The 24,974-nt window shown below is 42.3% G+C and carries 23 protein-coding genes; 8 read left to right on the forward strand and 15 right to left on the reverse strand.

The annotated features are described in order from the left end of the window. Positions 1 to 583: 583 nt before the first annotated feature. The 5 genes from EII32_RS09915 (at position 584) to EII32_RS09935 (ending at position 9,249) form a co-directional block, all read left to right on the forward strand. Positions 584 to 802 carry a hypothetical protein gene (locus EII32_RS09915; RefSeq protein WP_125235248.1) on the forward strand — a complete coding sequence of 73 codons (219 nt, stop codon included), beginning with the start codon at positions 584 to 586 and terminating at the stop codon, positions 800 to 802. 58 nt (positions 803 to 860) lie between these two features. Beyond that, the gene (locus tag EII32_RS09920; protein WP_125235249.1) at positions 861 to 3,563 is read left to right on the forward strand and encodes a fimbrillin family protein; all 2,703 of its coding nucleotides are present in this window, start codon (positions 861 to 863) and stop codon (positions 3,561 to 3,563) included. Positions 3,564 to 4,291: 728 nt separating this feature from the next. After that, entirely contained in the window at positions 4,292 to 6,157 is a 1,866-nt protein-coding gene (mutA, locus tag EII32_RS09925) for a methylmalonyl-CoA mutase small subunit (RefSeq protein ID WP_125235250.1), read from the forward strand. Between the two features lie 20 nt (positions 6,158 to 6,177). Beyond that, positions 6,178 to 8,343 (forward strand): methylmalonyl-CoA mutase, encoded by a 2,166-nt coding sequence (gene scpA, locus EII32_RS09930; RefSeq protein WP_125235251.1) that lies wholly within the window; start codon positions 6,178 to 6,180, stop codon positions 8,341 to 8,343. A gap of 219 nt (positions 8,344 to 8,562) precedes the next feature. After that, complete coding sequence (locus EII32_RS09935) at positions 8,563 to 9,249, forward strand: hypothetical protein (RefSeq protein WP_125235252.1); 687 nt, start codon at positions 8,563 to 8,565, stop codon at positions 9,247 to 9,249. A gap of 47 nt (positions 9,250 to 9,296) precedes the next feature. Here EII32_RS09935 and EII32_RS09940 read toward each other — a convergent pair whose 3' ends face one another. The 5 genes from EII32_RS09940 to EII32_RS09960 form a co-directional block, all read right to left on the reverse strand. Next, positions 9,297 to 9,764 carry a hypothetical protein gene (locus tag EII32_RS09940; RefSeq protein WP_125235253.1) on the reverse strand — a complete coding sequence of 156 codons (468 nt, stop codon included), beginning with the start codon at positions 9,762 to 9,764 and terminating at the stop codon, positions 9,297 to 9,299. Positions 9,765 to 9,892: 128 nt separating this feature from the next. Beyond that, positions 9,893 to 10,450 (reverse strand): crossover junction endodeoxyribonuclease RuvC, encoded by a 558-nt coding sequence (gene ruvC / locus EII32_RS09945; protein WP_125235254.1) that lies wholly within the window; start codon positions 10,448 to 10,450, stop codon positions 9,893 to 9,895. Positions 10,451 to 10,455: 5 nt separating this feature from the next. After that, positions 10,456 to 11,100, reverse strand: a complete 645-nt coding sequence (locus tag EII32_RS09950; protein ID WP_125235255.1) for an MBL fold metallo-hydrolase — start codon at positions 11,098 to 11,100, stop codon at positions 10,456 to 10,458. 30 nt (positions 11,101 to 11,130) lie between these two features. After that, positions 11,131 to 11,757 carry a 16S rRNA (guanine(527)-N(7))-methyltransferase RsmG gene (gene rsmG, locus EII32_RS09955; RefSeq protein ID WP_125235256.1) on the reverse strand — a complete coding sequence of 209 codons (627 nt, stop codon included), beginning with the start codon at positions 11,755 to 11,757 and terminating at the stop codon, positions 11,131 to 11,133. Between the two features lie 27 nt (positions 11,758 to 11,784). Next, positions 11,785 to 12,618: an RsiV family protein gene (locus EII32_RS09960; protein ID WP_125235257.1), complete on the reverse strand. Its 834-nt coding sequence runs from the start codon at positions 12,616 to 12,618 to the stop codon at positions 11,785 to 11,787. Between the two features lie 142 nt (positions 12,619 to 12,760). Between EII32_RS09960 and EII32_RS09965 the strand changes: the two genes are divergently transcribed. The 3 genes from EII32_RS09965 to EII32_RS09975 are packed head-to-tail and all read left to right on the forward strand — an operon-like array spanning position 12,761 to position 15,438. Continuing rightward, complete coding sequence (locus tag EII32_RS09965) at positions 12,761 to 13,387, forward strand: HAD family hydrolase (RefSeq protein ID WP_125235258.1); 627 nt, start codon at positions 12,761 to 12,763, stop codon at positions 13,385 to 13,387. A gap of 30 nt (positions 13,388 to 13,417) precedes the next feature. Beyond that, positions 13,418 to 14,239, forward strand: a complete 822-nt coding sequence (gene panB / locus EII32_RS09970; RefSeq protein WP_125235259.1) for a 3-methyl-2-oxobutanoate hydroxymethyltransferase — start codon at positions 13,418 to 13,420, stop codon at positions 14,237 to 14,239. A 5-nt stretch (positions 14,240 to 14,244) separates the two neighbouring features. Beyond that, the gene (locus EII32_RS09975; RefSeq protein WP_125235260.1) at positions 14,245 to 15,438 is read left to right on the forward strand and encodes an MFS transporter; all 1,194 of its coding nucleotides are present in this window, start codon (positions 14,245 to 14,247) and stop codon (positions 15,436 to 15,438) included. A 35-nt stretch (positions 15,439 to 15,473) separates the two neighbouring features. Here EII32_RS09975 and EII32_RS09980 read toward each other — a convergent pair whose 3' ends face one another. From EII32_RS09980 to EII32_RS10025, 10 genes are all read right to left on the reverse strand, one after another. After that, positions 15,474 to 16,196: an HAD family hydrolase gene (locus tag EII32_RS09980; RefSeq protein WP_125235261.1), complete on the reverse strand. Its 723-nt coding sequence runs from the start codon at positions 16,194 to 16,196 to the stop codon at positions 15,474 to 15,476. A gap of 42 nt (positions 16,197 to 16,238) precedes the next feature. Continuing rightward, a complete protein-coding gene (locus EII32_RS09985) occupies positions 16,239 to 17,588 on the reverse strand; it encodes a glucose-6-phosphate isomerase (RefSeq protein WP_125235262.1) in 1,350 nt (449 codons plus the stop codon). 348 nt (positions 17,589 to 17,936) lie between these two features. Continuing rightward, positions 17,937 to 18,977 carry a UDP-glucose 4-epimerase GalE gene (gene galE / locus EII32_RS09990; protein ID WP_125235263.1) on the reverse strand — a complete coding sequence of 347 codons (1,041 nt, stop codon included), beginning with the start codon at positions 18,975 to 18,977 and terminating at the stop codon, positions 17,937 to 17,939. Positions 18,978 to 19,040: 63 nt separating this feature from the next. Next, positions 19,041 to 19,643 (reverse strand): electron transport complex subunit RsxA, encoded by a 603-nt coding sequence (gene rsxA, locus EII32_RS09995; protein ID WP_125235264.1) that lies wholly within the window; start codon positions 19,641 to 19,643, stop codon positions 19,041 to 19,043. An 18-nt stretch (positions 19,644 to 19,661) separates the two neighbouring features. Then, a complete protein-coding gene (rsxE, locus tag EII32_RS10000) occupies positions 19,662 to 20,252 on the reverse strand; it encodes an electron transport complex subunit RsxE (RefSeq protein WP_125235265.1) in 591 nt (196 codons plus the stop codon). Then, the gene (locus tag EII32_RS10005; protein ID WP_125235266.1) at positions 20,249 to 20,920 is read right to left on the reverse strand and encodes an RnfABCDGE type electron transport complex subunit G; all 672 of its coding nucleotides are present in this window, start codon (positions 20,918 to 20,920) and stop codon (positions 20,249 to 20,251) included. Before EII32_RS10005 ends, rsxE begins: the two co-directional genes overlap by 4 nt. 41 nt (positions 20,921 to 20,961) lie before the next feature. Next, a complete protein-coding gene (locus tag EII32_RS10010; RefSeq protein WP_125235267.1) occupies positions 20,962 to 21,996 on the reverse strand; it encodes an RnfABCDGE type electron transport complex subunit D in 1,035 nt (344 codons plus the stop codon). A gap of 27 nt (positions 21,997 to 22,023) precedes the next feature. Next, entirely contained in the window at positions 22,024 to 23,379 is a 1,356-nt protein-coding gene (rsxC, locus tag EII32_RS10015; RefSeq protein WP_125235268.1) for an electron transport complex subunit RsxC, read from the reverse strand. Further along, on the reverse strand, positions 23,376 to 24,293 hold the full coding sequence (locus EII32_RS10020; protein WP_125235269.1) for a Fe-S cluster domain-containing protein: 918 nt from the start codon (positions 24,291 to 24,293) through the stop codon (positions 23,376 to 23,378). Before EII32_RS10020 ends, rsxC begins: the two co-directional genes overlap by 4 nt. Positions 24,294 to 24,314: 21 nt before the next feature. Next, the gene (locus EII32_RS10025) at positions 24,315 to 24,743 is read right to left on the reverse strand and encodes a SoxR reducing system RseC family protein (RefSeq protein ID WP_125235270.1); all 429 of its coding nucleotides are present in this window, start codon (positions 24,741 to 24,743) and stop codon (positions 24,315 to 24,317) included. Between the last annotated feature and the right edge of the window lie 231 nt (positions 24,744 to 24,974).

Genomic DNA, 24,974 nt, shown 5'->3' on the forward strand with positions numbered 1-24,974 from the left:
AAAGAAATTGAACGAAAGACCGAGGGAAAAATTAAACTTTTCTACACCAAAACAGGAGTTCTTTAAAAAAATATTGTAATTTTGCACTTGCTGGTTGAGACTCTCCACGTTATTTGTTTAATATGAACATTAATCCTATTTTTCTATATTTCCTTGTCTATATAAAAAAAAATTCTTACCTTTGCCCGCACAGTCTAATCAACAGAATTTAAACATGTTAGAGAGGCATTGTTTTCAATTGCATTATTCCGCGTTACACACAAGTATATGCATGAGACGGGAAAATATAGTTTTTCCTATAAATTTCTCGTTGAATTATTTGGCAGTTCCAAATAATTTGATACTCTCTCTCTCTCTCTCTCTCTCTCTCTCTCTCTCTCTCTCATAGGCGCACCGTCGCTTATTTACTCCCCAAACAATATTTATGTACGCGCGCGAGGTTCGCCGCGCTATCCCCCATAGACAAAGGACTTTTCACGAGTGTCTTTGTCTCTTTTTTCATACCCTTTTTCCGGCAGCAAAAAGAATGAAACAAAACAAAAACGAGTCTAAATATTCATTTAATTAAATTTATTAGTAAATTATGAAGAAAAATCAAAGTAAGAACAATCGGGCATACATAAAGCCCGAAATCGAATTAATTTCTCTGCGGTATGAATCTTTGCTGCTTGTAAAGAGTGAAATTCAACCCACGCCCGGTGGCAACGGTACTCCTGAAGTAGATCCCAACATCGAAGAAGAAGAGGAACTCGAGTTCGGTGCCGGAGCGAACCCTGCCAAGAGGAACTCCTTTTGGGATTAATATCCGTTTTTAAACGATTGAAAAGATTAAAAGAATGAAACATAAAAAAAATGAAAGTATGAAAACAATAAAAGCAATAATAACCATTAAAAGATTCCGCTTTTTTAATTATTCCCTTTCAACTGTTGGAACTTTGTTGTTGGTCTGTGCCTTTCTTTTTGGCTGTACTGACAAAGACCTTGACGATCACGGGTCTAACGATTCCAAGAGAGGTATGATTTTCGAAGTGACCGACATACAAGATATGGCCGATACACGTGCCGGCACGTATTCTGAGTCCGATGCTCCCGTCGGCATAGTCTGTGAGGGCGATGCCGATATTGAAGCCTGTCTTGTTGAAACCACGGTTGACGGCGTTTGCCCTGTGCAGCGCGACTCGCGCACCCGCACTGCCTTGAAAACCGCCATTGATGCCGACTTTAGTGCATTTGCGTGCAAGAACGGCTCTTCCAAGCCCGATTTCTTTTTCAATGAGAAAGTTCATTCCAATGGCACAATGTATTCTCCCAAGAGTTGGACAGAAGATGCCGCATCGTTGAAGTTTTACGCTCTTTATCCCTATCCCGATGCGAGCCACGGCATGACTCTTTGCGATGTCTCCCACACTGGTGCGCCTTACGTGGATTTCGTTGTCAATTCCTCCATTCCGTCTCAGACAGATCTCATGGCAGCCACCACCGCCGATATGCCTCATCCGGCAGGCAGCGTACACATTGTTCCTCTAACTTTCAAACATGCCACCACTGCCATCAAGTTTGCCGTTGGCGATGATTTATCTTGGGTCAAGATCATTACAAAGGTTGAACTTGTTGGCATATACGGCAGTGGACGCTACGATCTCGGCACAGGTACATGGAGCGACCACGGCAATGCCACTACTTTTACGCTCGACGGTCTCAACGTTTCCACCTCTCAGAATCCGAACGTTGAGCTCACCGGTGGCAACAACACCTTCCTCATGGTACCCCAGACTCTGCCTTCCGGTGCCAAAGCCGTCATCACTTTCTCCGACGGCACACAGATTTCCGCCAAGCTCGCTGGCAAGACATGGGCTCCCGGAACGACCAAGACTTACAAGATTTCCAATCCTTCAACGAGCAACTGGGATTATGTGCTCACCGTATCATCGCCCGTCACAGCAGCTCACGATGCGACCAAAACAGGCAACTACACCGTGACCTCATACCGAAAGGCTCCAGACAATACTCTCCAACCTGTAGCATGGGAAGTAGTAGGGTACGATGCCAATGATGACGGAACTTTCAACATGAGCGAACGTCCCTCATGGCTCACAAACCTAAGTCTGACACAAGGCACCGGCGGCACATCGGCACAAACCGGAAACGCTACGCTTCACAATCCCGGCGAGCACACTAACGATCTGCCCGGTGCATTGAATACAGTATTGCGCGAAGCACCTGAGCGCGGTACTGCGACTTCTCCCCACGATCTATCTCTATATGAAGATGTGTCTGGAAACTACATTGGAAGAACAACTGCCAATTGCTACATCGTCTCCAGTCCCGGTTACTATTCTCTGCCACTTGTCTATGGCAATGCGATAGTGAACAATGTTGACAATCCCAAATCATATCGCACTACCACCACTCATTGGGCCATACAGTCCAATCTTACCGATCACCTTGATGCTAAAATCACCTCTCCTTATATCGGCAGCAAATACACCGCAACGCAAGCCAAACTGGTGTGGCAAGACGAGCCGGGACTTGTAGATAATCTCTCCATCTCGGGTACCGGGCAAGATGCAATGCTCCGTTTTCGCGTGCAACGAAGCAAGATACGTCAGGGCAACGCCGTGGTGGCAGCCGTAGATGCCTCGAACACCGTGCTATGGTCGTGGCACCTGTGGATAGCCCCCTACGATGTTACTCGTCCCGTGACAGTGACAAACCTCGACGGAAAGCAGTTCGACTTCACTCGCGAGAAACTTGGCTTCAAGTGTACATCAGGCGAAGGGCACCTCTTCCGTTCACACCATGTGCTGGTGAAAATACGCCAGAAATTAGGCAAACGATCCTTACAGGAAGCCATCATCACCATCGGACAGAATGGCACTGTGTACGGCGACGGACAAGGATATCCCACACAATACCAATGGGGCAACAAGGCTCCTTTGCCTGGAATCGAGACAGGAGTGGAAGGACCTATGCTCAAATGGAATTTCAATGTATCAACACAGGCAAAATTCGTTAAAGATGTTATTCAGAATCCGGGATATGCCTATTGGAGATTGAATGGTAAAATCTGGAAAGACAACTTCTGGAATATGAATGCGGTACCGAACTGTCCTGACTACCAAGAGGGAACCATCGAAAAGACCGTTTATGACCCTTGTCCGCGTGGCTACCATGTCGCCTCCACGGATGCCTACAGCAGATTTACAAATAAGTTAAACCCAAGTATAGAGCAGTCTTTCCCGGGTTCCTGCGAGAACAAATGGTATCCCGGTTTGAAATTCTACACCAACTCCTCAAAGAACGAGACCTTGTTCTATCCGATAAGCATTCGTTTAAGTAAGATTGGTTTTCATATGCATGCCCTCACCTTCTATTGGACAACGCGAAGGACAGCAAGAACCCAAAGTACCCAACAGTTTATTTTAGGCTCCCATTTGGAATTTGGAAGTCAATCTCTACCTCTTGGTGTTTTTGTTCAACAGGGAATGATCAAATATAACTCCGGAATAGGTAATGTGGGCTGTGAAAATCGCTATCCTGTGCAACCGATAAGGGAAAGATAACATAAAAATGTGATTTTTATGTAGAAAGCATCATGGGGAACACAGAAATCGCAGTTTTTACTCTAAAACGCATGTTTTTAGAGTAAAAACTGCGATTTCTCAGCAAAAACAATCCGTAGAGAGCAAATAAATCCCAATTTCTAATCCTTTAGATTTCAAATTATGGAAATAAAGATTGTTAACAAGGCAGAGATCCTATCAAATGAAGAATTTTCAGTTTACCGCCATGTGCTGGCAGTGTGCCACGAGGCGGCATCACAGAATTTAATTCTTTGCTAGTGTCCTTGCAGAAAACGTTTTTGGGGAAGAGGACATAAAGAAATGAGCCGGTCTCGACAATAGGAGGGTAGAATAAGGAAGTAAAAGAGTGGGACATGGCTCTTGACCAAACTTGCTTCTTGTTACAACTTTTCATTTTTTAAGATCATTCTTGGTAAATGTATTCAGTTTTAACGGTACGAATACCGGAATGGTTTGTAATTGGTGTCCCGAAAAAATTACAAGATTAGCAGGTATTAATATTTGTCATTGGAAACATATCAGTTACTGTCTCGTTGTTAAGGTAACACTTTTTTCATTTATTGTAAAAACGTTTAAGCCTAGATTGATTTTTTTCTTTGTTTTTTTATTGTATGTCATAAAAAAAACATACCTTTGCAGCGATATAATTATATTGCTTATGAATTCAAATTTTTTATTCTTAAACTTATATTAATAATACAAACACTATGTCAATCATCAAGGAAAAACTCTTTACCGAATTTGAGGTGCCTACCACTCAGGACTGGCTCGACAAGATTCAGGTAGACCTGAAAGGTGCCGACTTCAACAAGCGTTTGGTATGGAGAACCAATGAAGGATTTAACGTACAGCCTTTCTATCGCCGTGAAGACGTGCTGAAGATGAAGACACCCGACGCCCTGCCGGGAGAATTCCCTTTCGTGCGTGGAAACATGAAAATGGATAATGCTTGGTATGTGCGCCAAGACATTATGGCGAATGATGCAAAAGAAGCAAATGAAAAGGCTCTTGACATTCTTAACAAAGGAATTGACTCTCTTGGGTTCAAAATACCAAGCAGACAGGTAAGCACAGAATTTATTGAGGAGTTGCTCAAAGGAATTCATTGTGATGTCGTAGAGGTAAACTTCAGTACATGTCAACGCAAGTCTATTGAACTTGCAGAAATTCTCAAAAAGTATTTTGATAAACAAGGCTATGACAAAAATCTTGTTGTCGGTTCAATTAATTGGGATCCGATAAAGAAGATGGTTATGAAGGGCAAAGATGTAACTTCTATGCTCTCATTGGCAGCACAACTTGTGGATACTTTGAAGGATTATCCTAAATTCCGTTGTATAACGGTAAATACTATCGATTTGAACAATGCCGGTGCATACATCGTTCAGGAACTCGGTTATGCTCTTGCCTGGGGTAATGAGTACTTGCATCAACTTGTGGAAGCAGGAGTGGATGTTGATCTTGCCGCTTCAAAAATCAAGTTTAACATGGGTGTCAGCGAGAACTATTTTATGGAACTTGCCAAGTTCCGTGCTGCACGAATGTTGTGGGCACAGATAGTGAAACAGTATGAACCCGGAGACGATGACTATTGCAAGATGTGTGTACATGCAATAACGTCAATTTACAACCAAACCTTGTTCGACAGTTATGTCAATTTGTTGCGTTCTCAGACAGAAGCAATGAGTGCCGCACTCGGAGGTGTTCATTCAATGGTTGTAACTCCGTTTAATGTTACATACGAGAAACCCACGGATTTTTCGGAGCGTATTGCACGTAACCAGCAACTCCTTATCAAGGAGGAGAGCCATTTTGACAAAGTGGTTGACCCCGGAGGCGGTTCTTATTACATAGAACACCTTACAGAGTCGCTTGCCGTTGAGAGTTGGAAGATTTTCCTTAAGGTTGAAGAGGAAGGTGGTTTCCTTACAGCAGTAAAGGCCGGAACTATACAGGATGACATTAATACAACAAATGCCAAGCGTCACGGTGATGCCGCAAAGCGAAAGGAATTCATTCTTGGAACCAATCAATTCCCCAACTTCACAGAGAAGAGTGATGGCAAGAGAGAGGCAGGCATCGATTGTAATTGCTGCGGACATAAAGATGAACATCACAATGAAGCAGCGTTCAAGTCGATAGAGAGTACACGTCTTGCTGCTGATTTCGAGAACCTTCGTATTCATACCGAAGAAACAAAAGTGCCAATGGCATTCATGCTTACTATCGGAAACCTTGCCATGCGTCAGGCGCGTGCACAGTTCTCTTGCAATTTCCTTGCCACAGCCGGATATAAAGTTGTTGACAATTTGGGATTCAAAACCGTAGAGGAAGGTGTTGACGCAGCCCTCAATGCCGGTGCAGACATTGTTGTGATATGTTCTTCTGACGATGAGTATGCCGAATATGCGATACCGGCATTTAAGTATCTTGATGGTCGTGCAATGTTTGTTGTAGCCGGTGCTCCTGCATGTATGGAAGATCTTAAGGCTGCCGGCATAGAGAATTTTGTACATGTTCGTTGCAATGTGCTTGAGACCATGAAGGAATATAATCAAAAACTTGGCATTTAAATCGTAGGAGAACTTGAATTATGCGTAAACAATTTAATAATATAGATATATACGCTGGCATCAAGGCTAAAGATGGTGCCAAATGGATAAAGGATAACGGAATTGGCTATAATTGGAAGACACCGGAACACATTGAGGTTCGTCCCGTATATACGAAGGAAGACCTTGAAGGTATGGAACACCTTGATTTTGTAGCAGGACTTCCACCGTTCCTTCGCGGGCCTTACTCAATGATGTACCCTTTCCGTCCGTGGACAATCCGTCAGTATGCCGGATTTTCGACGGCAGAAGAGTCAAATGCTTTCTATCGTCGTAATCTTGCCAGCGGTCAAAAAGGTCTGTCGGTTGCTTTCGATCTCCCGACACACCGCGGATACGACCCTGATAATGCACGTGTTATAGGCGATGTGGGCAAGGCCGGTGTGAGTATTTGCAACGAGGAGAACATGAAAGTTCTCTTCTCGGGAATCCCTCTCAACAAGATGTCCGTGTCTATGACAATGAACGGTGCTGTGCTTCCAATTCTTTCATTCTATATAGTTGCCGGTCTTGAGCAGGGAGCGAAACTGGAAGAAATGGCCGGTACTATTCAGAACGACATCTTGAAAGAGTTCATGGTGCGTAACACATATATATATCCACCGGCTTTCTCCATGAAGATTATTGCCGACATATTTGAATATACATCTCAGAATATGCCTAAGTTCAATTCTATCTCCATATCAGGCTATCACATGCAAGAGGCCGGAGCAACTGCAGACATTGAACTTGCATATACTTTGGCAGACGGAATGGACTATCTTCGCACCGGTGTCAATGCCGGTATCCCTGTCGATAAGTTCGCACCGCGCTTGTCATTCTTCTGGGCGATCGGCATGAACCATTTCATGGAAATTGCCAAGATGCGCGCAGGTCGTCTGTTGTGGGCAAAAATAGTAAAGAGTTTTGGTGCAAATGATCCTAAATCAATGGCTCTGCGTACACACTCACAGACTTCCGGATGGTCGCTTACAGAGCAAGATCCGTTCAACAACGTTGGTCGTACTTGTATCGAGGCGATGGCAGCAGTACTTGGGCATACTCAGTCGCTACACACCAATGCCCTTGACGAAGCCATTGCACTACCTACCGATTTCTCTGCCCGTATAGCCCGTAACACACAGATCTATATTCAGAACGAGACAAAAGTGTGCAAGGAAATTGACCCGTGGGCAGGTTCTTATTACGTTGAAACGCTGACAAACGAACTCGTACACAAAGCATGGGGGCATATTCAGGAAATTGAAAAACTCGGTGGTATGGCAAAGGCCATTGAAACCGGAGTGCCAAAGATGCGTATCGAGGAAGCAGCGGCACGCACTCAGGCTCGTATCGACTCGGGTGTTCAGACAATCGTAGGAACAAACAAATATCGCCTTGAACATGAAGATCCGATTGATATTCTTGAGGTTGACAACACTGCCGTACGTAAACAGCAGGAGGAAAGTCTTGATCAGGTGCGTGGTTCACGCGATGAGGAAGCATGCAAGGCTGCATTGAAGGATATTACCGAATGTGTGCGTGACTTTGCAGAAGGGCGCAAGAGCGAGAACAATTTGTTGGCTCTTGCAGTAAAAGCAGCCCAGTTGCGTTGTACTCTTGGTGAGATAAGTGATGCCTGCGAGGAAATCGTAGGTCGTTATAAAGCAGTAATTAGAACAATTTCGGGTGTGTATAGTAGTGAAAGTAAAAATGACTCCGACTTTGAGAAAGCTTGTGAGTTGACAGACGAGTTCGCAAAAAGAGAAGGTCGCCGCCCGCGCATCTTTGTGGCAAAGATGGGACAAGACGGACATGATCGTGGTGCCAAGGTCGTAGCTACGGGCTATGCCGATTGCGGTTTCGACGTGGATATGGGACCATTGTTCCAAACTCCTGCCGAGGCGGCACGCGAAGCTGTGGAAAATGATGTTCATGTGGTAGGTGCTTCCTCATTGGCAGCGGGGCATAAGACACTAATCCCCCAACTTATTGAAGAACTTCACAAACTTGGACGTGACGACATCATGGTAATTGCCGGTGGTGTAATTCCCGCACAAGACTACGACTATCTATACAAGGCAGGAGTTGCTGCGGTCTTCGGTCCGGGCACGTCTGTTGCAAAGGCTGCGTGTGAGATGATGAAACTTCTCCTTGAGAAAGATTGATGTAGTACATATATCATTATCAATTAATATAAAATGCTAAGTTTGGGAATATACTAAACTTAGCATTTTATATTAATATCTTTGTTAATCTTAAACTCGTAATATTACACTTGCCGATTGTTTCCTACGGAATCTTTTTTGTTACGATTAAAATAACATTCTATTTTTTGTTTTTAAAAACTTTATTAGTACCTTTGTTGCAAATAAATGTCATTTACTATGGAGAATAGAAACAAGATAACACAGGAAAACTTCGAAGATGTTTATGTTGATAAAATCGAGGTAAAGCAAATTGATAAATTTGTTTGTGCGGAAATGGGGCGACAAATTCATCGTTATATAAAAGGAATGAGCGGCACTAAGACCATGATGGAAAACTTTGAGAAAGCCATTTCTGATCTTTCAGTCGAGGAGAAGGAAGTCGCCATTGCACGATATATAAACCTTAACCGTAAGGCAGTAAGCGGATTAGATTTTAAAGTCGTCTTGGCAAGAGCCGTGGCAAATTATTGTGATACATTCGATTACATGCTAACAATAATCAACGATAAGAAACGTATGGCTTTCTATCTTGATCGCATACGTTCCAAATACATACGATTCCAAACTATATTTGAGGAACAAGGAAAGTTTGGTATCAAGGAATATGATGGAACGATATTGGTAAAACCGGAATATGATTTCTTGCGCACATGTTATGTATATGTTGATGATTTTATGATTATACCCATCATTGCAGGCAAGAATGGAAAGTTGGGACTCATCTTTCCGGACAAGGATAATACTGTCGTGGCAGATTTCATATACGATGATATTTCTCTAAGAGATGAGTATCCGTATTTTGAGGCAAGGCGAGGTCGTAAGAAAGTATTGCTGAATGAAAAAGGCGAAGAGTGTTCCGATTGAACAACTCTCCGCTTTTTATATTTCTTGTGTCTATTTTCTCAAGTGTGCTATTTTTTGTAAATGGTGCGTGCTTTGCCATACGCTTTCACCCAGTCTGTGTTTAAGTTGAATTGGGTAATGTAATTATCATTGTAGTATGCTTCGGTAAGCAATGTGTCATCGTCTGTATAACGTGGGAATTCAATACAGAACTGTTTGAAATCTTGCATAACCTTGGCTTTGTTTTTGTCACTTGCTTTCTCATAATTGGACAAGTACAAGTCGAGGAATTCAAACAATGCAAGTGCCTGTTCGTCAAGTTCGTCATACTTATCAGGCATCTGTTCTCTTGTACGCTGTCCGGTGTAGCACAGTTCATCGTACTTGAATGTTGCAATCTTTCTAAGTCCAATTTCTTTCTTTTCGTCTTCGGCAACAGTGCGTGCCATTTCCAATGCCGCCTTGTATCTCTCTTGTGCATTGACACCAACAAATGCCACGCAGGCAAGTGCCATGGTAATAAAAATTCTTTTCATCTTAAATAATGTTTATTGTTTGTTTAACGTTGTTTGTTTTGTTTTGTTTAAAAGAGAATATCTTAATTATGTTTTTTTAACCGCATTACACTGATTATTGCTGTTTTTAAAAAGCCGGTCTTTATTTGCTATTCTTTCACTCTTTGTTGATTTTTGACGGCAAAGTCCTTCCAACTACTATAATGGGTAGCGGTAGTTTCCGGTTTTGACATCTGCATGTAGTGGCAATATGCAGCAGCAAGTGCATCCGTGGCATCCATGAATTTAGGCATATCTTCACCATCCAATTTGAGTAGTTTTTGAAGCATTCCTGCCACTTGTTCTTTGGAAGAAGATCCATTACCCGTAAGTGCAAGTTTTATTTTCATGGGAGCATACTCGTGGATTGGCACACTGTGGTTGATGGCGGCAGCAATTGCAACACCCTGTGCCCTTCCGAGTTTGAGCATGGATTGTATGTTTTTTCCGAAGAACGGAGCCTCTATGGCCATTTCGTCCGGCAGGAATTCGTCTATTATTCCGGTTACTCTTTCAAATATTCTGCCAAGTTTCAGGTAAGGGTCTTTTTCGTTGCGCATGTCAATAACTCCCATTACCACCATCTTTGCCTTTTTCCCTTTCACGCTTATTATGCCGTAACCCATTACGTTGGTACCGGGATCTATGCCTAATATTATTTTCTCCATGCGAATTATCTGAGATATGGATTCATTGCCAATTCATCTCCTATTGTAGTCCTTTCGCCATGTCCGCTCAATACGATTGTTTCTTTTGGCAGTATTGCCAAAACATTTCTAAGACTGTTTATCATTTCTGTTATTGAACCTCCTTCAAAATCTGTCCTGCCTATGCTCATTCTGAAAAGAGTATCACCGGTAAAGGCGGTCTTCTCTTCTTCGCAATAGAAAGTTACGCTGCCCGGAGTGTGTCCTGGAGTCTCAAATATTCTGAGGGTGTGTGAACCGAATGTTATATCATCTTCTGTTGTGATGTTTTTGAAAACTTTCGTCAGGTCTTTCATGTAATTTATGCCGAGGAATACCATTGCCTGTTGTGGCAGTGTTTTTACGAGATAGTTGTCTTTTTTACTTATTTCGGCATATAATCCGTATTGCGTGTTGATAAACTCAATACCGGCACAATGGTCAAAATGACCGTGAGTACAAATCAGTCTTACAGGTTTCAGGTTGTTGCCGGATATGTAGTCTGTAATTTCAGTACGTTCGTTTTCATTGAACGCTCCACAGTCTATTATTGCGCATTCTTTTGTCTCGTCGCTTACGATATATGTATTTTCCTGAAAAGGATTGCAAATGAATCTCTTGATGTTCAGCATATAATTTATATTTTGTATTTTACGACATTCTCAAACCGGAAGATATATTACATGTTTTTCATTGAACCATTCCTCTTCAAAGAATGTTTTTATATTCCATGTTTCTATTATTTTTTTGAATTGCCGTGTCTCGTTTTCAGTGTCCCCGCCTTTTAATACAATAACTCCGTTTGGCAGAGAGTTTTGTTGTTTGCCACCGATGTTTTTTCTTACTATTTTCATAAGATCCGGCAGTGGCATTACTGCTCTGCTCACTATAAATTGGTATAAACCTTTCTCATCTTCTCCGCGTCTGTGTGCAATCTCCACGTTTTTCAGCCCTATTGCATTTGCCACTTCTTGTGCAACACGTATTTTCTTTCCCGTGCCGTCTATCATAGTGAAATGGCAGTCAGGAAAAACTATTGCAAGCGGTATTCCCGGGAATCCTCCGCCTGTACCGAAATCTAATATCCTTGTTCCCGCTCTAAAATTTATAACATTGGCAATAGACAAAGAATGTAATACGTGGTGTTCGTATAGCATGTCTATGTCTTTTCTTGAGATTACATTTATCTTTGAATTCCAATCGCGGTACAATTCGTCTAATGCCGCAAATTGTTCCAATTGTCTTTCCGTTATTTTTTTCTCGAAATATTTTTTTATTAGTTCCATAATGTTATTCTCATGTATAATGAAAGAATCTTATTCTCTTTTTTTTAGGTATTTGTTTATATCCGAATAGTCTATTTTTACTATTATTCTGCCAATGTCGTGTGTGGCAATTTCGTCCGAGTTATATATGAATACTATGTTGTCTTTTTCAAGCATGAAATTCTGAGAGGGGTAGGGTGTTATTCCTTTAAATATGGATAAGTCTTGTAATCCTTCGAGGTTTTCTTTGTCATATTCGTCGCAAAGTGTTTTAACTATAAGTTCTGATATGAATTTGTTCGCCCCTTCTACTATCACGTCTTCAAGTTTCAGGATTTTCTTCGATCCAACATCTATGTTCCTTGCTATAAGTGTTTTCGTATCGTGCTTTGCACCGGAATTATATGTCGCTTCAGAAGTGTAAATTACGACACCTGCTCTGCCTTGTTTTACCGAAGTTATGACATTGTAGTTTATGTCGTAACTCTTCGGATTTTCCTTGTCAATATAATAAAGGCTCTTGTAGTCTCGCTTGTATTCTTCCACATATCTTCTTATAAATGAGTCTATTGCTTCTGCCATTGTGGTCGGGGGGGTGCCTATTGAGAAATAGTCGGGTGTGATAATACCTGATGTAAGTAATTCTTGGTTAACTCCTTTCAGACTGTCTGCTTTCGAGAAAACCATTTCGAGATGCAATCGACAAGTGGGAGAAACGGAGTCATTAACCAGTGTTGCCGTTGTGTCTTTCAAAATGGAATAAGCATTGAAGACAGCCAAATCTTTCTCATTTGTGTCTGAATTGCCGTTACATGATGTAAGAGATTGAAAAGCAATAAATGTGAGAAAAGCCGCAAGTAGGTATGATATTTTGTTTTTTGTCATATATACATATCATTTTGCTTGCAAAGTTAATACTTTTTTCATAAAACACAGATCCGCACTTGCTAAAAATGTTTTTTTCCTGTTTATATTTCGCCATAATCTAATAAATGATTAATTTTGCAGCCCGAAACGGAAAATGAATATGGAGAAATCATTCAAGGCGGCATTATTTGATTTGGACGGTGTTGTTTTTGATACCGAGCCGCAATATTCCGTTTTCTGGGGAGAGGAATGTCGTAGATACCATGCAGACAAACCGGGACTTGAACATAAAATAAAAGGACAGACTCTTGTCCAAATTTACGACAAGTATTTCTCCGGAGAATTGCTCATGGAGAGAGAATACATTACAAAAAGATTATCTGAATTTGAAGCGAAAATGGATTTTGAATACATTTCCGGCTTCAAGAATTTTGTTTTGTCACTACGTCAGAGAGGTATAAAGACAGCAGTGGTTACAAGTTCTAACAGGATAAAGATGGAAGCGGTGTATGCCAAACATCCGGAGTTCGTCGGGTTTTTCGATGAAATTCTAACATCGGAGGATTTTTCTGAAAGTAAACCGGCACCGGATTGCTATTTGCGTGCAGCAGAAAGATTCGGACTTGAAAATTATGAATGCGTAGTATTCGAGGATAGTTTGAACGGTTTGCTTTCCGGACGCGCTGCGGGAATGTACGTTGTGGGACTTGCCACGACAAATACCAAAGAGACAATTTCTCCTTTATGCGACATGGTAATAAAGAATTACAACGGTTTTTGCATTTAATAATAAAAACAATCTTAATTATATATATAAATGGCTGGATATTTAGTCAGCGATTCGCGAAAGGTAACAACGCATCGCTTTATTGAAATGAAGGAGCGTGGAGAGAAAATCTCAATGCTGACATCTTACGACTACACCATGGCAGGGATAGTTGACGGAGCGGGAATTGACGGAATCCTCGTAGGCGACTCCGCATCTAATGTCATGGCCGGCAACGGAACCACGCTGCCAATGACCGTGGAGCAGATGATATACCATGCACACTCGGTTGTACGCGGAGTAAACAGAGCATTGGTGGTCTGCGATATGCCTTTCGGCTCTTATCAGATAGATAGGCACGAAGGGGTTAAAAACGCTGTCAAGATGATGAAGGAAAGCGGCTGCGATGCATTGAAACTGGAAGGCGGAGAAGAAATAATAGATACGGTAAAGGGTATTCTTGATGCAGGTATTCCCGTAATGGGGCATCTCGGACTGACACCGCAGAGCATAAATAAGTTCGGAACTTATGCCGTAAGAGCAAAGGAGGAGGCAGAAGCAGAGAAACTCAGACGTGATGCATTCCTTTTGCAGGCTGCCGGTTGTTTCTCCATCGTGCTTGAGAAAGTTCCTTCAGTACTTGCAGGCGAAGTGTCCAAAAGTCTCACCATACCGACAATCGGAATTGGTGCGGGAGGAGGCACGGACGGGCAGATACTCGTAGTAACAGACATGCTCGGCATGACAAAAGGTTTCAGTCCGCGTTTTTTGAGACGTTATGCCAATCTTAATGATGTGATAACTAATGCGATAGGGCAGTATGTCACAGATGTTAAAGGAAAAGATTTCCCCAACGAAAAGGAAAGTTATTGATAAATATGTACACTCAAAATACTCCCGTACATGTCAGACTTTGGCACAAAGGGTTTTGGGCACTTGCATTCTCAAATCTCTTGTTGGCAATGTCTGTGTTTATGTTCATACCGGTTATGCCTTCATGGTTGGAAGTACGCATGGGTTTTGATGTCGTACAAATTGCTGTATTGTTTGCATTGCACGGGGTTGGAATTTACTTGTTGGGGCCGTTGTGTTCGATGCTTGTTGAACGGTACAGACGCAACAAAGTTTGTGCATTTGCAATATCATGGACAGCATTGACCAATATCTCAATATTCTATTTGTGTAAAGTTCATCCCGAGTTCTTTTCTTTAACAGACACTTCTACCATGTTTGTTATAATGTCTGTTTTACAAGTAGTTGTCTCGGCTATGTATGGGTTGTCTCAAATGAGTCTTTCAGGAACTCTTATAATAGATGTCTGCGAGTCTTGTCAGCGTACAGAGGCAAATCACTCTGCTGCTTGGTTCGGCAGGTTCGGGCTTGTCTTGGGACCTGTTGTGGGTATTGTCGTTGATTTGCTGTTAGGAAGAGACATGGTTTTTCTTTTCTCTTCCGCTTTCTCAATAGTTGCAATATCGTTGGTACTTATGACCAATTTCCCATTTCGCGCACCCGGAGAAAACATAAAGACATTCTGCACCGATCGATTTTTCCTTACAAATGGCAAATGGCTTTTTGCAAATTTATTTTTGATAATGGTCGTTGCCGGCAGCATTATTGTTCATTATAACGATGTGATCTCCTATTTGTTAATGCTTGGTGGCTTTTTCATTGCCCTGTTGTCGCAGAAATTCGTATTTGCAAATGCGGAACTTAAGAGTGAGATATTATCGGCATTGGTTCTTTTTATAGCCGCATTGCTTATAATGATTTTCCGTGGCATGCAAATGGCTGCCTTGTCTTCCGCTTTTCTTATAGGTATCGGAGTGGGTGTTGCCGGGGCTCGTTTCTTGCTGTTTTTTATTAAGTTGAGCAGACACTGCCAACGTGGTACGTCACAATCATCTTTTTTCCTTACATGGCAGTCCGGTCTTGCATTCGGTGCGGCATTGGGATTGTTGTTTGGGAAAGGTTCCACCGGCTATGTCGCTGCTCTATGTCTTGCCGTGGCGGCATTGCTTATGTACCATTTATTTACACATACATGGTATATGAAAAACAAAAGCAGATAAGCATTGTTTTTTCTTTATAAGTTTTTTTTAAAGTGTCAGCCGTTTATAACTATTGCATCATATAATGCCTCAAGAGTCGGGAATATTATGTCTGCTCCTGCCTCGGCAAGTGAGTCTTCTTTAAGTATGCCCGTGTTTACTGCAACGGTATATGCCTTTGCAGCAACCCCGGCGGCAACCCCCAGCGGGGCATTCTCCACCACTATGGTTTCGTTTGGAGCGACACTGCATTTTGCCATTCCTGCCAAATAAGGGTCAGGGTTGGGTTTCCCCTTTTTCACGTCATAGGCAGTTACCATCATATCTTTTGTTACTCTTGGAAATTTCCTGAGAATACGTTCTGTCAACGGTCGCTGTCCGCTGCCTGTTACTACACCGATTTTCATTCCCATTGAATGTAATTTCTCGTGCAATTCCATGGCAAATGGCATTATTCTTGGTAAGGGCAACAATGCAAACTGACGTGCCTTTTCATTGTACATCTGTTGGGCTTCTGCCTCATCAATACAGCGTCCCTGCTGTTCCATTACCATTTTGCGTATCGTATCCACACCGCGTGCTCCCTCCGTAAGATAGGCATCGATGGCTGACATCTTTATTCCGAACGATGCCATGGAGCGTTGCCACGCAATCGCATGGTTCGGCATACTGTCAATCAGTACGCCGTCCATGTCGAAAAGTACACACTTGGCACGCCTTAAAGCCAATTCAAAACTTATGCTTGGCTGTAAAGTGTCATTATGCTTAGTTGTAATCAATTATCTATTATGTTCTTTTTATAACCGATTGTTCTTCGTAAATCAAGCATTCAGTCTTTGTTTAACAGCCTTCGACTCCGACTCGTAGCCCGGTTTGTCAAGTAATGCAAACATGTTTTTCTTATATGCTTCAACGCCCGGCTGGTTGAATGGGTTTACTCCGAGAACGTTGCCACTGATACCACATGCAATTTCAAAGAAATATATTAGTTGCCCGAGATATTTTTCGTTGAGTTGCGGTATCGATATATGTATGTTTGGAACACCGCCGTCAACGTGTGCCAGACGAGTACCCACTTCTGCCATTTTGTTCACTTGGTCAACTCTTTTCCCTGCAAGAAAATTGAGTCCGTCAAGATTTTCCTCATCGTTCGGGAATAACAGTTTCTTGTTGGGTTCCTCTATGCTTAACACTGTCTCGAATATGCTGCGCTCGCCATCTTGAATCCATTGTCCCATGGAGTGCAAGTCTGTGGTAAAATCGCATGATGCGGGGAAGATGCCTTTTCCGTCCTTTCCTTCGCTTTCTCCGTACAGTTGTTTCCACCATTCGCTCATAAAATGCAACTTTGGCTGGAAATTGACCATTATTTCTATCTTCTTTCCGCTTCTGTAAAGACCGTTACGCACCGCTGCATATTGCGCAGCCGGATTGTTCTCAAAAGGAACGTCCATACCGCATGCTGATTCCATTTCGCGTGCGCCATCGATGAGAGCCTTTATGTCAAATCCGGCACATGCCACGGGCAGCAGTCCTACCGGTGTCAGTACGGAAAAACGTCCTCCGACATTATCCGGAATGATGAAACTCTTATATCCTTCCTTGTCGGCACAAGTGCGTGCCGCACCCTTTTTCTCGTCCGTAATGGCCACAATTACTTTCCTTGCGTAGTCTTTGCCCATTTGTTCCTCGCATTGTTTCTTCAGGAGGCGGAAAGCGAGTGCGGTCTCTGTAGTCGTTCCGCTCTTCGAAATGTTTATCACTCCGAAACGTTTTCCTTTGAGGTATTCGGTAAGTTCGTAGAGATAGTCTTCACCGATGTTATTCCCGGCGAACAGCATCGTTGGAGAGCTCTTGTCGTTCACGAGCCATGAAAAACTGTTTCCGAGAGCATCAATCACAGCTTTTGCACCAAGATAACTTCCGCCGATTCCGGCGATTACCACCGCCTCGCAATTCTCACGCAGTGTTTTTGCGGTCTCTTCTATCTCGTCAACAAATTCGTGTGTTATGCTTGAGGGCAGATGCAGCCAACCCAAGAAATCGTTACCGGGGCATGTCCTGTTTTCCAATGCCTTTTGGGCGGCTTTTATTTCCGGTTCGAATGCCTCAATCACACCTTTTTCAAGGAAGCATGCGGCATTCGTGATGTCAAGTTTGATGTTGCTCATATTGCTCTTTTGTTTCGTTAGAAATATTTTTATTGGTGCAAAATTAGTATTTTATATTGATATATACAAGTATGTGTTATTATTTCAAACGTTTGAAAATTAACATTTAACGTTTTTTGCCGACGGCACAAAGAGACACATGACATAGGTCAAAAAAACATTGATAAAACACAAAATCTATGTCGTATGGGTATATTGTCGAAAAGCAAATTGGGCGAAATTACAATGCAATTTCGGCTGTTTTGCATCACAATTCTGCCTGTTTTGTTTTCCAAAACAGCCGAAATCGGAAAATATTGACTAATTATTGTAGCCTGACACTGTTCTATTTTTAATTATATGCAACGATTATTGGATTCTGTCTTCTCGAAGTTTTTTCTGCCATTTCCATGCCGAACGAAGTACATCTTCAATGTTTGCCTCTGCTTTCCAACCGAGTATGTTGTTTGCTTTGTCAACATTTCCCCAAACCTTCTCGATGTCACCTTCACGACGTGGGGCGAATGTACGGTTTAGCCTGACTCCTGTTGCTTTCTCGAAGCCTTTTATTATTTCAAGCGTACTAAGTCCTCGCCCGGTTCCGATGTTGAATATTTCCACAGGAGCGTTTTCTTTTTCTCCAAGTACACGTTCCATCGCTTTGACGTGTGCTTTGGCAAGATCTACGACATATATGTAGTCGCGTATGCAAGTTCCGTCGGGTGTGTCGTAGTCGTTGCCGAAAATCTTCAGTTGTTCGCGAATTCCCATTGCCGTCTGTGTTACGAATGGTATCAAATTCATGGGTACTCCGTTTGGTAGTTCGCCTATGATTGCAGACGGGTGTGCACCGATTGGATTGAAATACCTTAGTATCACAGCTTTTATTGAGGCTCCGCTGTGAATATAGTCTTGTATTATTTCCTCGTTTATCTGTTTTGTGTTACCGTATGGAGAAAGAGCCTTCTGTATAGGTGCCTCCTCGGTAACGGGCAAATTCTCTTTTGAAGGTTGTCCGTACACGGTGCATGACGATGAGAATATAATTCCTTCAACACCATGTATTGGCATTAGTTCGAGCAGATTTACGAGCGAGTTTATGTTGTTGCGGTAATACATCAGTGGTTTCTCCACGCTCTCTCCGACAGCCTTTGATGCTGCGAAGTGGATAATCCCCTTTACTTCCGGATATTTTGAGAATACTTGTTCAAGGGCATCTTTATCACAGCAGTCAACTTTTTCGAATGCCGGTCTGATGCCTGTGATTTTTTCTATGCCGTCTATTACGTTGACCTTGGAGTTGGACAAGTTGTCTATTATTACTACCCGATAGCCTGCCTCGATGAGTTCTACCGTTGTATGGCTTCCGATGAAGCCCGTACCTCCCGTTACAAGAATGGTTTCTTTCATTTTTATCTTATTGTTATATTATATCGTGTGTGTGAACATAAGCACACCCTACAAAAAATGGTGTCAGTCTATGCCGAAGAGAGTTCGTAGTCCTCCATCTACCCCCGAAAATCCCATGAATGCAAGCGATAGCAGACCTGCCGTGACGAGGACGATGCTTATGCCGCGCATGCCTTTTGGTATACTGGCCAAGGCAAGTTGTTCCCGTATTCCGGCAAAGACCGTAAGTGCGAGTGCAAATCCTATTGCTGTAGAGAAAGCATATACAATGCTTTGCAGAAGCGAAAGATCTTTCTGTATTACAAGTATTGCCACGCCGAGCACGGCACAATTGGTGGTAATGAGCGGTAGGAATATTCCGAGTGCCTGATATAATGCAGGTGATACTTTTTTCAATATAATCTCTACCATTTGTACCAATGACGCGATGACCAGAATGAAGGCAATTGTCTGTAAATATTGCAGCCCGAGAGGGTTGAGGATAAAATACTGTACGAGATATGTAACGATGGTTGCAAGTGTCATGACGAAAGCCACAGCCGCCCCCATTCCAAGTGAAGTGCCGATTTTCTGGGATACTCCGAGGAACGGGCATATACCGAGGAATTGTGACAGTATTATGTTATTTACAAAAATTGCGGATATGAATATCAATAGAAATTCCATGTTGTTATTTTTACAGTTCTACATTTGTTTTGCCGTTATTTTATTCATTATCGCCACAAGGTATCCGAGTGTTATGAATGCCCCCGGCGGAAGTACGAACATAAGCATGTTGTACGTCTCCGGCAGAAGTACAAATCCGAATATGGTACCCGCGCCGAGTATCTCGCGGCATATACCGAGTAGTGTAAGTCCTACGGTGAAACCGATTCCTATTCCTATGCCGTCCATCAGACTTTCCACAGAACCGTTTTTGGCAGCGAAAGCCTCTGCACGACCGAGAATGATGCAGTTTACCACAATCAGTGGAATAAATAACCCGAGTGTGGAGTATATGTCCGGAAAATATGCTTGCATTACCATTTGTAATATTGTCACGAACGATGCAATTACAACTATGAATACGGGTATGCGCACCATGTCGGGTGTTATCTTTTTGATGAATGAGACAACAATGTTTGAACATATCAGCACAAACATCGTTGCCAATCCCATCGACATACCGTTTATTGCACTTGTTGTCGTGGCAAGTGTAGGACACATGCCAAGCATAAGGACAAATACCGGATTCTCCTTTACCAATCCGTTGAAAACGATTTTCAGATATTTCATTTCCTTGTCTCTTTTTCGTTACCTGTATTATGTTGTTTTGAAATCTCTGCGCCCGTGTCCGAGCCGGCTGCCTTATAAGCATTGTAGGCATTGTTTACGGCAAGTAGAAAAGCACGACTGGTAATGGTAGATGCCGTGATGGCGTCTATTTCGCCTTGCTTGTTGTCGCTCTTGCGCGTGTCTTTCGTCACGAGCAATATGTTTGTATCGGGATTTTTTTCCACAATACAACCTTTACCGCCCTTTTGAAACCATTTATCGACTTTGGCTCCGAGTCCCGGTGTCTCCGCATGTTCAAGAATAGTGTAGCCAAGTATCTTTCCTGTCGGGTCGAAACCTACAAGAATTTTCAATTTTCCTCCGAAGCCTCCGGTAGTACTTTCTACGGCAGCACCAATCTCTTTATTATGCAAGTCGTGTGTCTTGTATATTATATACGCAGAAATATTTCCTTTATTGTCGGTTTGTTTGACGGTATCTGTCTTGACTATGGTTATTTCGCCCCCTCCCATAACCGTCCTTATACCATCGGCAAGGGTCTTGTCTTTCTGTAATTTTATTGGCTCTTCCGTAATATGGTTTACGTATGAAAGTATTGCTCCCGTGATAACGGCAAATCCGGTAAGCACAAGCACCATATTGGTTATTGATGATTTAAGTTTTTCCATAATCTCATTATGTTTTATGATATATAATGCTTGTCATGCCGTTATTTGGCATTTGCAGACTTCTTGACGTTTTCTCCGAAACGCTTTGGTTTGACATATGTGTTAATGAGAGGTGTGAAACCGTTCATTATAAGTATTGCAAACGACATGCCTTCCGGATATGAACCCCAGTTACGAATAATCACGGTAAGGAAACCAATGCCTATACCGTATATAATCTGTCCTTTATGTGTCATGGGCGAAGTGACATAATCTGTAGCCATGAAGATTGCACCGAGCATAAGTCCTCCGGTTATTATAACATCAAGTGGATTGGCATAAATGGGATTTGTAATGTGAAGCAGCCCCGAAAATGCAAAGACAGTGACGATTATGCTTACCGGAATATGCCATGTAATGATTTTCTTCCACAACATATATGCCATTCCTGTTAGCAGTGCAAGAGCACAAATTTCGCCGGTCGTTCCTGCTCCCATAATCGAACCATCTGCAAGTTGTGACGTGTGATTGCCCAAAAGCAAAGAGAAAGAATCGGGAAGTTGTCCGAGTATGTTTGCATCTCCGCTTTTTATTGCCTGTTTCATTATCGAAAGTGGGGTGGCACCGGTGGTTGCATCAAGATAGCGGTCTAACTGACCGATAACAGGCCATGATGTCATCTGAGCGGGAAAACTTACCAGCAGAAAGCAACGTCCCACGAGGGCAGGATTGAACGGATTGTTTCCCAATCCGCCAAATGTCATCTTGCCAATACCGATTGCTACCAATGCACCGATAATTATAATCCATACCGGAAGGTTTGACGGGAGGTTGAAACCAAGCAACATTCCTGTCAGTATTGCCGAGCCGTCCTTAATTGTACAGCGTTCTTGCTTTAATATGAATTTTGAAATGATCCACTCGAAAAACACACAAGCCGATACGCAGACAAAGAGCACTATCGCTGAACCGATACCAAAAAAATAAAGGCTCGCGGCGAATGTCGGAATAAGTGCGATAACAACTCCGTACATGTTTTTCTCTACACTGTCATTGCCATGTGCATGGGGAGATAGTGATACTATTAATTTGCCCATCCTTATTATATTTTTTTCTTCTTTACATTATTGTTTCTTGGCATTTCGAGTCCTTATAATTCCCATGACAGTAGATTTGCCAAGACGTATATTGTCGAGTAGGTAACGATGCGACGGACAAGTGAACTGACATGAGCCGCACTCAATGCATGAAGTGATAGATTCTGACTCTAACTTTTCCCAATATTTCATTGAAGAGTATGCTGACAAAAGATAAGGCTCCAGTCCCATGGGGCAGGCATTTACGCACTTGGCACATCTTATACATGGTTGAGGTTCTTTTCTGCGTGCTTCGTCACCGGTAATAATTGTCACGGAGTTTGTCCCTTTGCATATAGGAACATCCATCGACATGAGTGCCTTGCCCATCATAGGTCCGCCGGCAATTATCTTATTGTCGCCTTCAGGCAACCCTCCGCATGCTTCGATAAGTTCTCTCATCGGAGTTCCCATGCGTACAAGGAAATTCCCCGGATTTTTTATTTTCTTTCCCGTAACCGTTGTATATCGTTCAAACAAAGGCTTATTCTTCATCACGGCTTGATATACGGCAAATGCAGTACCGACGTTTTGTACCACAACTCCGACATTTACGGGGATGGCCGGTGGAGCCGGGACTTGTCTGTTTATTACGGCATCGACAAGTTGTTTCTCTCCTCCTTGTGGATATTTCTGTGCAAGTGGTACTATTTCGATGCCTTTCATGTGTGATGCCTTTTCTTTGAGCAACTTTATTGCTTCCGGTTTATTGTTCTCAATACCAATATATCCTTTGTCAACATTTACTGCTTTCATTAATAATTGTAGTCCTACAAGAATTTCATCGGCATGTTCGAGCATTAAACGGTTATCTGAAGTTATATATGGTTCACACTCCACGGCATTTATAATGACGCATTCTGCCTTTGTATCCGGTGGTGGCATTAGTTTTATGAAAGTAGGGAATCCGGCCCCTCCCATACCCGTTATTCCTGCGGTCTTGACACGGTTTATAATCTCTTCTGAAGTGAGTTCGGGATGATTCTCAACTGTTTCGAGTTTTTCAGATCGGTCAATTCCCTCTTCCCATTCGTCACCTTCAACCTTTATTATGATTGAAGGTTTGAGATAACCCGTAGCATCAATTTTATCTTCAATCTTGAATACTGTACCCGATACAGACGAAAATATGGGTGCAGACACAAAATCTCCTGCTTCCGCAATCAATGTGCCGACCTTAACTTTATCACCTTTCTTTACAACAGCCTTTGTGGGGACACCGATGTGTTGCGATAATGGGAAGAATGCCATCTCGGGTAATTGGGCAACTTTTGTTACAATATCTGTGGTTATCTTGTTCTCCTGCGGATGAATACCACCCTTTCTGAATGTTCTTAGTTTCATTTTGTAATCTCCTTCTCTTCTTTTGGCGCATTCGCGGGATTTTCATTTTGCTTAATCGCATTCTGCATTGTTACCGACTTTGTACTTGGTGCAGGAAAGTTAAGCGATATGATAGCACTTGTGGGACATACATCAATGCATTTCCTGCAAAGACGGCATTTATTCGGATCTATGTAACTAAGATTTTTCTCTATTGTGATTGCTTCAAATTTACATTCCTTAAAGCACTTTCCACATCCTATACATGCGGCCTTACATGCTTTAATTGCTGTTGCTCCTTTGTCTTTGTTGACGCAACGCACATATACTCTCCGTCCTTTAGGTCCCTTTTTCCTCAACTCTATTATTGACCGCGGACATGCCTTTACGCATGCATTGCAACCTTCACATTTGTTTTCGTCAACTTCCGGCAATCCGGTTTCTTTATTTATATTAATTGCACCGAATTGGCATACGGAAACACAATCACCACATCCGAGACAACCATAGCCGCACCACGTCTCTCCGGCACAAGCTGCGTGCATGGCTGCACATGTACGCAGACCGTCGTAGGAAGAAATACGTGGACGTTGGTCGCAAGTTCCATTACATTTTATGACGGCTACTTTTGCTTCAGAATTAGAAATCGTAATACCGAGGAGATCGGCAATATTGTTCATGACATCGTTTCCTCCCACGGGACAGTTCAAGTTTTCTATAGAACCGGCATCTGCCGCCTTTATCAATGCCCCGGCAAGTCCGGAACAGCCGGGAAAACCGCAACCGCCACAATTTGCACCGGGAAGCAATTCTGCTACTTTCCCTAATCGCGGATCTTCTTTGACAGCAAATTTCTTGGAACAAACATATAGTATCATTGCTGATGCCAATGCTATTGCTCCGAGTACCAATACTGCAGTTAGAATAAAATTCATAAGTATTTTGTAAGTGTTTTGTTATGATGAAAAACGTGTATTATTGTCTTTTATAGTGAATGATAATTTATCGCGCAACCTGTGTCTTAAAAAATATAATAATATATAATAAGGTATTAGTGAACAAATTCCTCCAAGTGCCATAGATGGTTCGTTATTTGTAAATATGCTGAAAAGAAATATTCCGCCTACAAGTATAATGAAAGGAATGACGAATGCAAAAAATACTGCATTAAAGCCTGTTCTTGAAGTTGCTATAACTGTCACGGTATCACCTTGCTTATATCCGATATCCGTATCAAAATTATACACATCTACAATCTTTTCTTTTTTTTCAGCGGCATTGCAAAGTTGAGCCGCATTACAAGAAGAACAAGCGGACGATCGGACGATGCGTACCTTGATGCAATCATGCTCAATCCTATCTATTATACCACTATGTTCAATCATATTAATAATGTCAACACGCTTAATTGTAATCTCGAGTTTGCAAATGCAAAGGTACAATTATATTTTCAAAAAGCAAATAAAAAATAGGATTTTATTGCCCGCATGTGATTATATATACGCCAGTTCGGGATAGTCCGTTTCTAAAAAAGTTGCAATTGCCTTGTATTCTCCACATATACCGGTAGTACATTCGGTTTGTTGTCAAAGAAGCAATACGCCGCCGGTGCCGAG

This window comes from Prevotella sp. OH937_COT-195, assembly GCF_003932845.1.
In the GTDB taxonomy this organism is placed as follows: Bacteria; Bacteroidota; Bacteroidia; order Bacteroidales; family Bacteroidaceae; genus Prevotella.

What these genes read in the sequence shown, in the direction of transcription:
- EII32_RS09965 (WP_125235258.1), top strand. Translation starts at nt 12,761, where the DNA reads ATGGAGAAATCATTCAAGGCGGCATTATTTGATTTGGACGGTGTTGTT.
- EII32_RS09975 (WP_125235260.1), top strand. Translation starts at nt 14,245, where the DNA reads ATGTACACTCAAAATACTCCCGTACATGTCAGACTTTGGCACAAAGGG.
- EII32_RS09985 (WP_125235262.1), bottom strand. Translation starts at nt 17,588, where the DNA reads ATGAGCAACATCAAACTTGACATCACGAATGCCGCATGCTTCCTTGAA.
- ruvC (WP_125235254.1), bottom strand. Translation starts at nt 10,450, where the DNA reads ATGGAGAAAATAATATTAGGCATAGATCCCGGTACCAACGTAATGGGT.
- EII32_RS09940 (WP_125235253.1), bottom strand. Translation starts at nt 9,764, where the DNA reads ATGAAAAGAATTTTTATTACCATGGCACTTGCCTGCGTGGCATTTGTT.
- EII32_RS10025 (WP_125235270.1), bottom strand. Translation starts at nt 24,743, where the DNA reads ATGATTGAACATAGTGGTATAATAGATAGGATTGAGCATGATTGCATC.
- panB (WP_125235259.1), top strand. Translation starts at nt 13,418, where the DNA reads ATGGCTGGATATTTAGTCAGCGATTCGCGAAAGGTAACAACGCATCGC.
- EII32_RS09935 (WP_125235252.1), top strand. Translation starts at nt 8,563, where the DNA reads ATGGAGAATAGAAACAAGATAACACAGGAAAACTTCGAAGATGTTTAT.
- rsxC (WP_125235268.1), bottom strand. Translation starts at nt 23,379, where the DNA reads ATGAAACTAAGAACATTCAGAAAGGGTGGTATTCATCCGCAGGAGAAC.
- rsxA (WP_125235264.1), bottom strand. Translation starts at nt 19,643, where the DNA reads ATGGAATTTCTATTGATATTCATATCCGCAATTTTTGTAAATAACATA.
- EII32_RS10010 (WP_125235267.1), bottom strand. Translation starts at nt 21,996, where the DNA reads ATGGGCAAATTAATAGTATCACTATCTCCCCATGCACATGGCAATGAC.
- rsxE (WP_125235265.1), bottom strand. Translation starts at nt 20,252, where the DNA reads ATGAAATATCTGAAAATCGTTTTCAACGGATTGGTAAAGGAGAATCCG.
- EII32_RS10005 (WP_125235266.1), bottom strand. Translation starts at nt 20,920, where the DNA reads ATGGAAAAACTTAAATCATCAATAACCAATATGGTGCTTGTGCTTACC.
- EII32_RS09950 (WP_125235255.1), bottom strand. Translation starts at nt 11,100, where the DNA reads ATGCTGAACATCAAGAGATTCATTTGCAATCCTTTTCAGGAAAATACA.
- EII32_RS09960 (WP_125235257.1), bottom strand. Translation starts at nt 12,618, where the DNA reads ATGACAAAAAACAAAATATCATACCTACTTGCGGCTTTTCTCACATTT.
- galE (WP_125235263.1), bottom strand. Translation starts at nt 18,977, where the DNA reads ATGAAAGAAACCATTCTTGTAACGGGAGGTACGGGCTTCATCGGAAGC.
- EII32_RS09915 (WP_125235248.1), top strand. Translation starts at nt 584, where the DNA reads ATGAAGAAAAATCAAAGTAAGAACAATCGGGCATACATAAAGCCCGAA.
- EII32_RS10020 (WP_125235269.1), bottom strand. Translation starts at nt 24,293, where the DNA reads ATGAATTTTATTCTAACTGCAGTATTGGTACTCGGAGCAATAGCATTG.
- scpA (WP_125235251.1), top strand. Translation starts at nt 6,178, where the DNA reads ATGCGTAAACAATTTAATAATATAGATATATACGCTGGCATCAAGGCT.
- EII32_RS09920 (WP_125235249.1), top strand. Translation starts at nt 861, where the DNA reads ATGAAAACAATAAAAGCAATAATAACCATTAAAAGATTCCGCTTTTTT.
- mutA (WP_125235250.1), top strand. Translation starts at nt 4,292, where the DNA reads ATGTCAATCATCAAGGAAAAACTCTTTACCGAATTTGAGGTGCCTACC.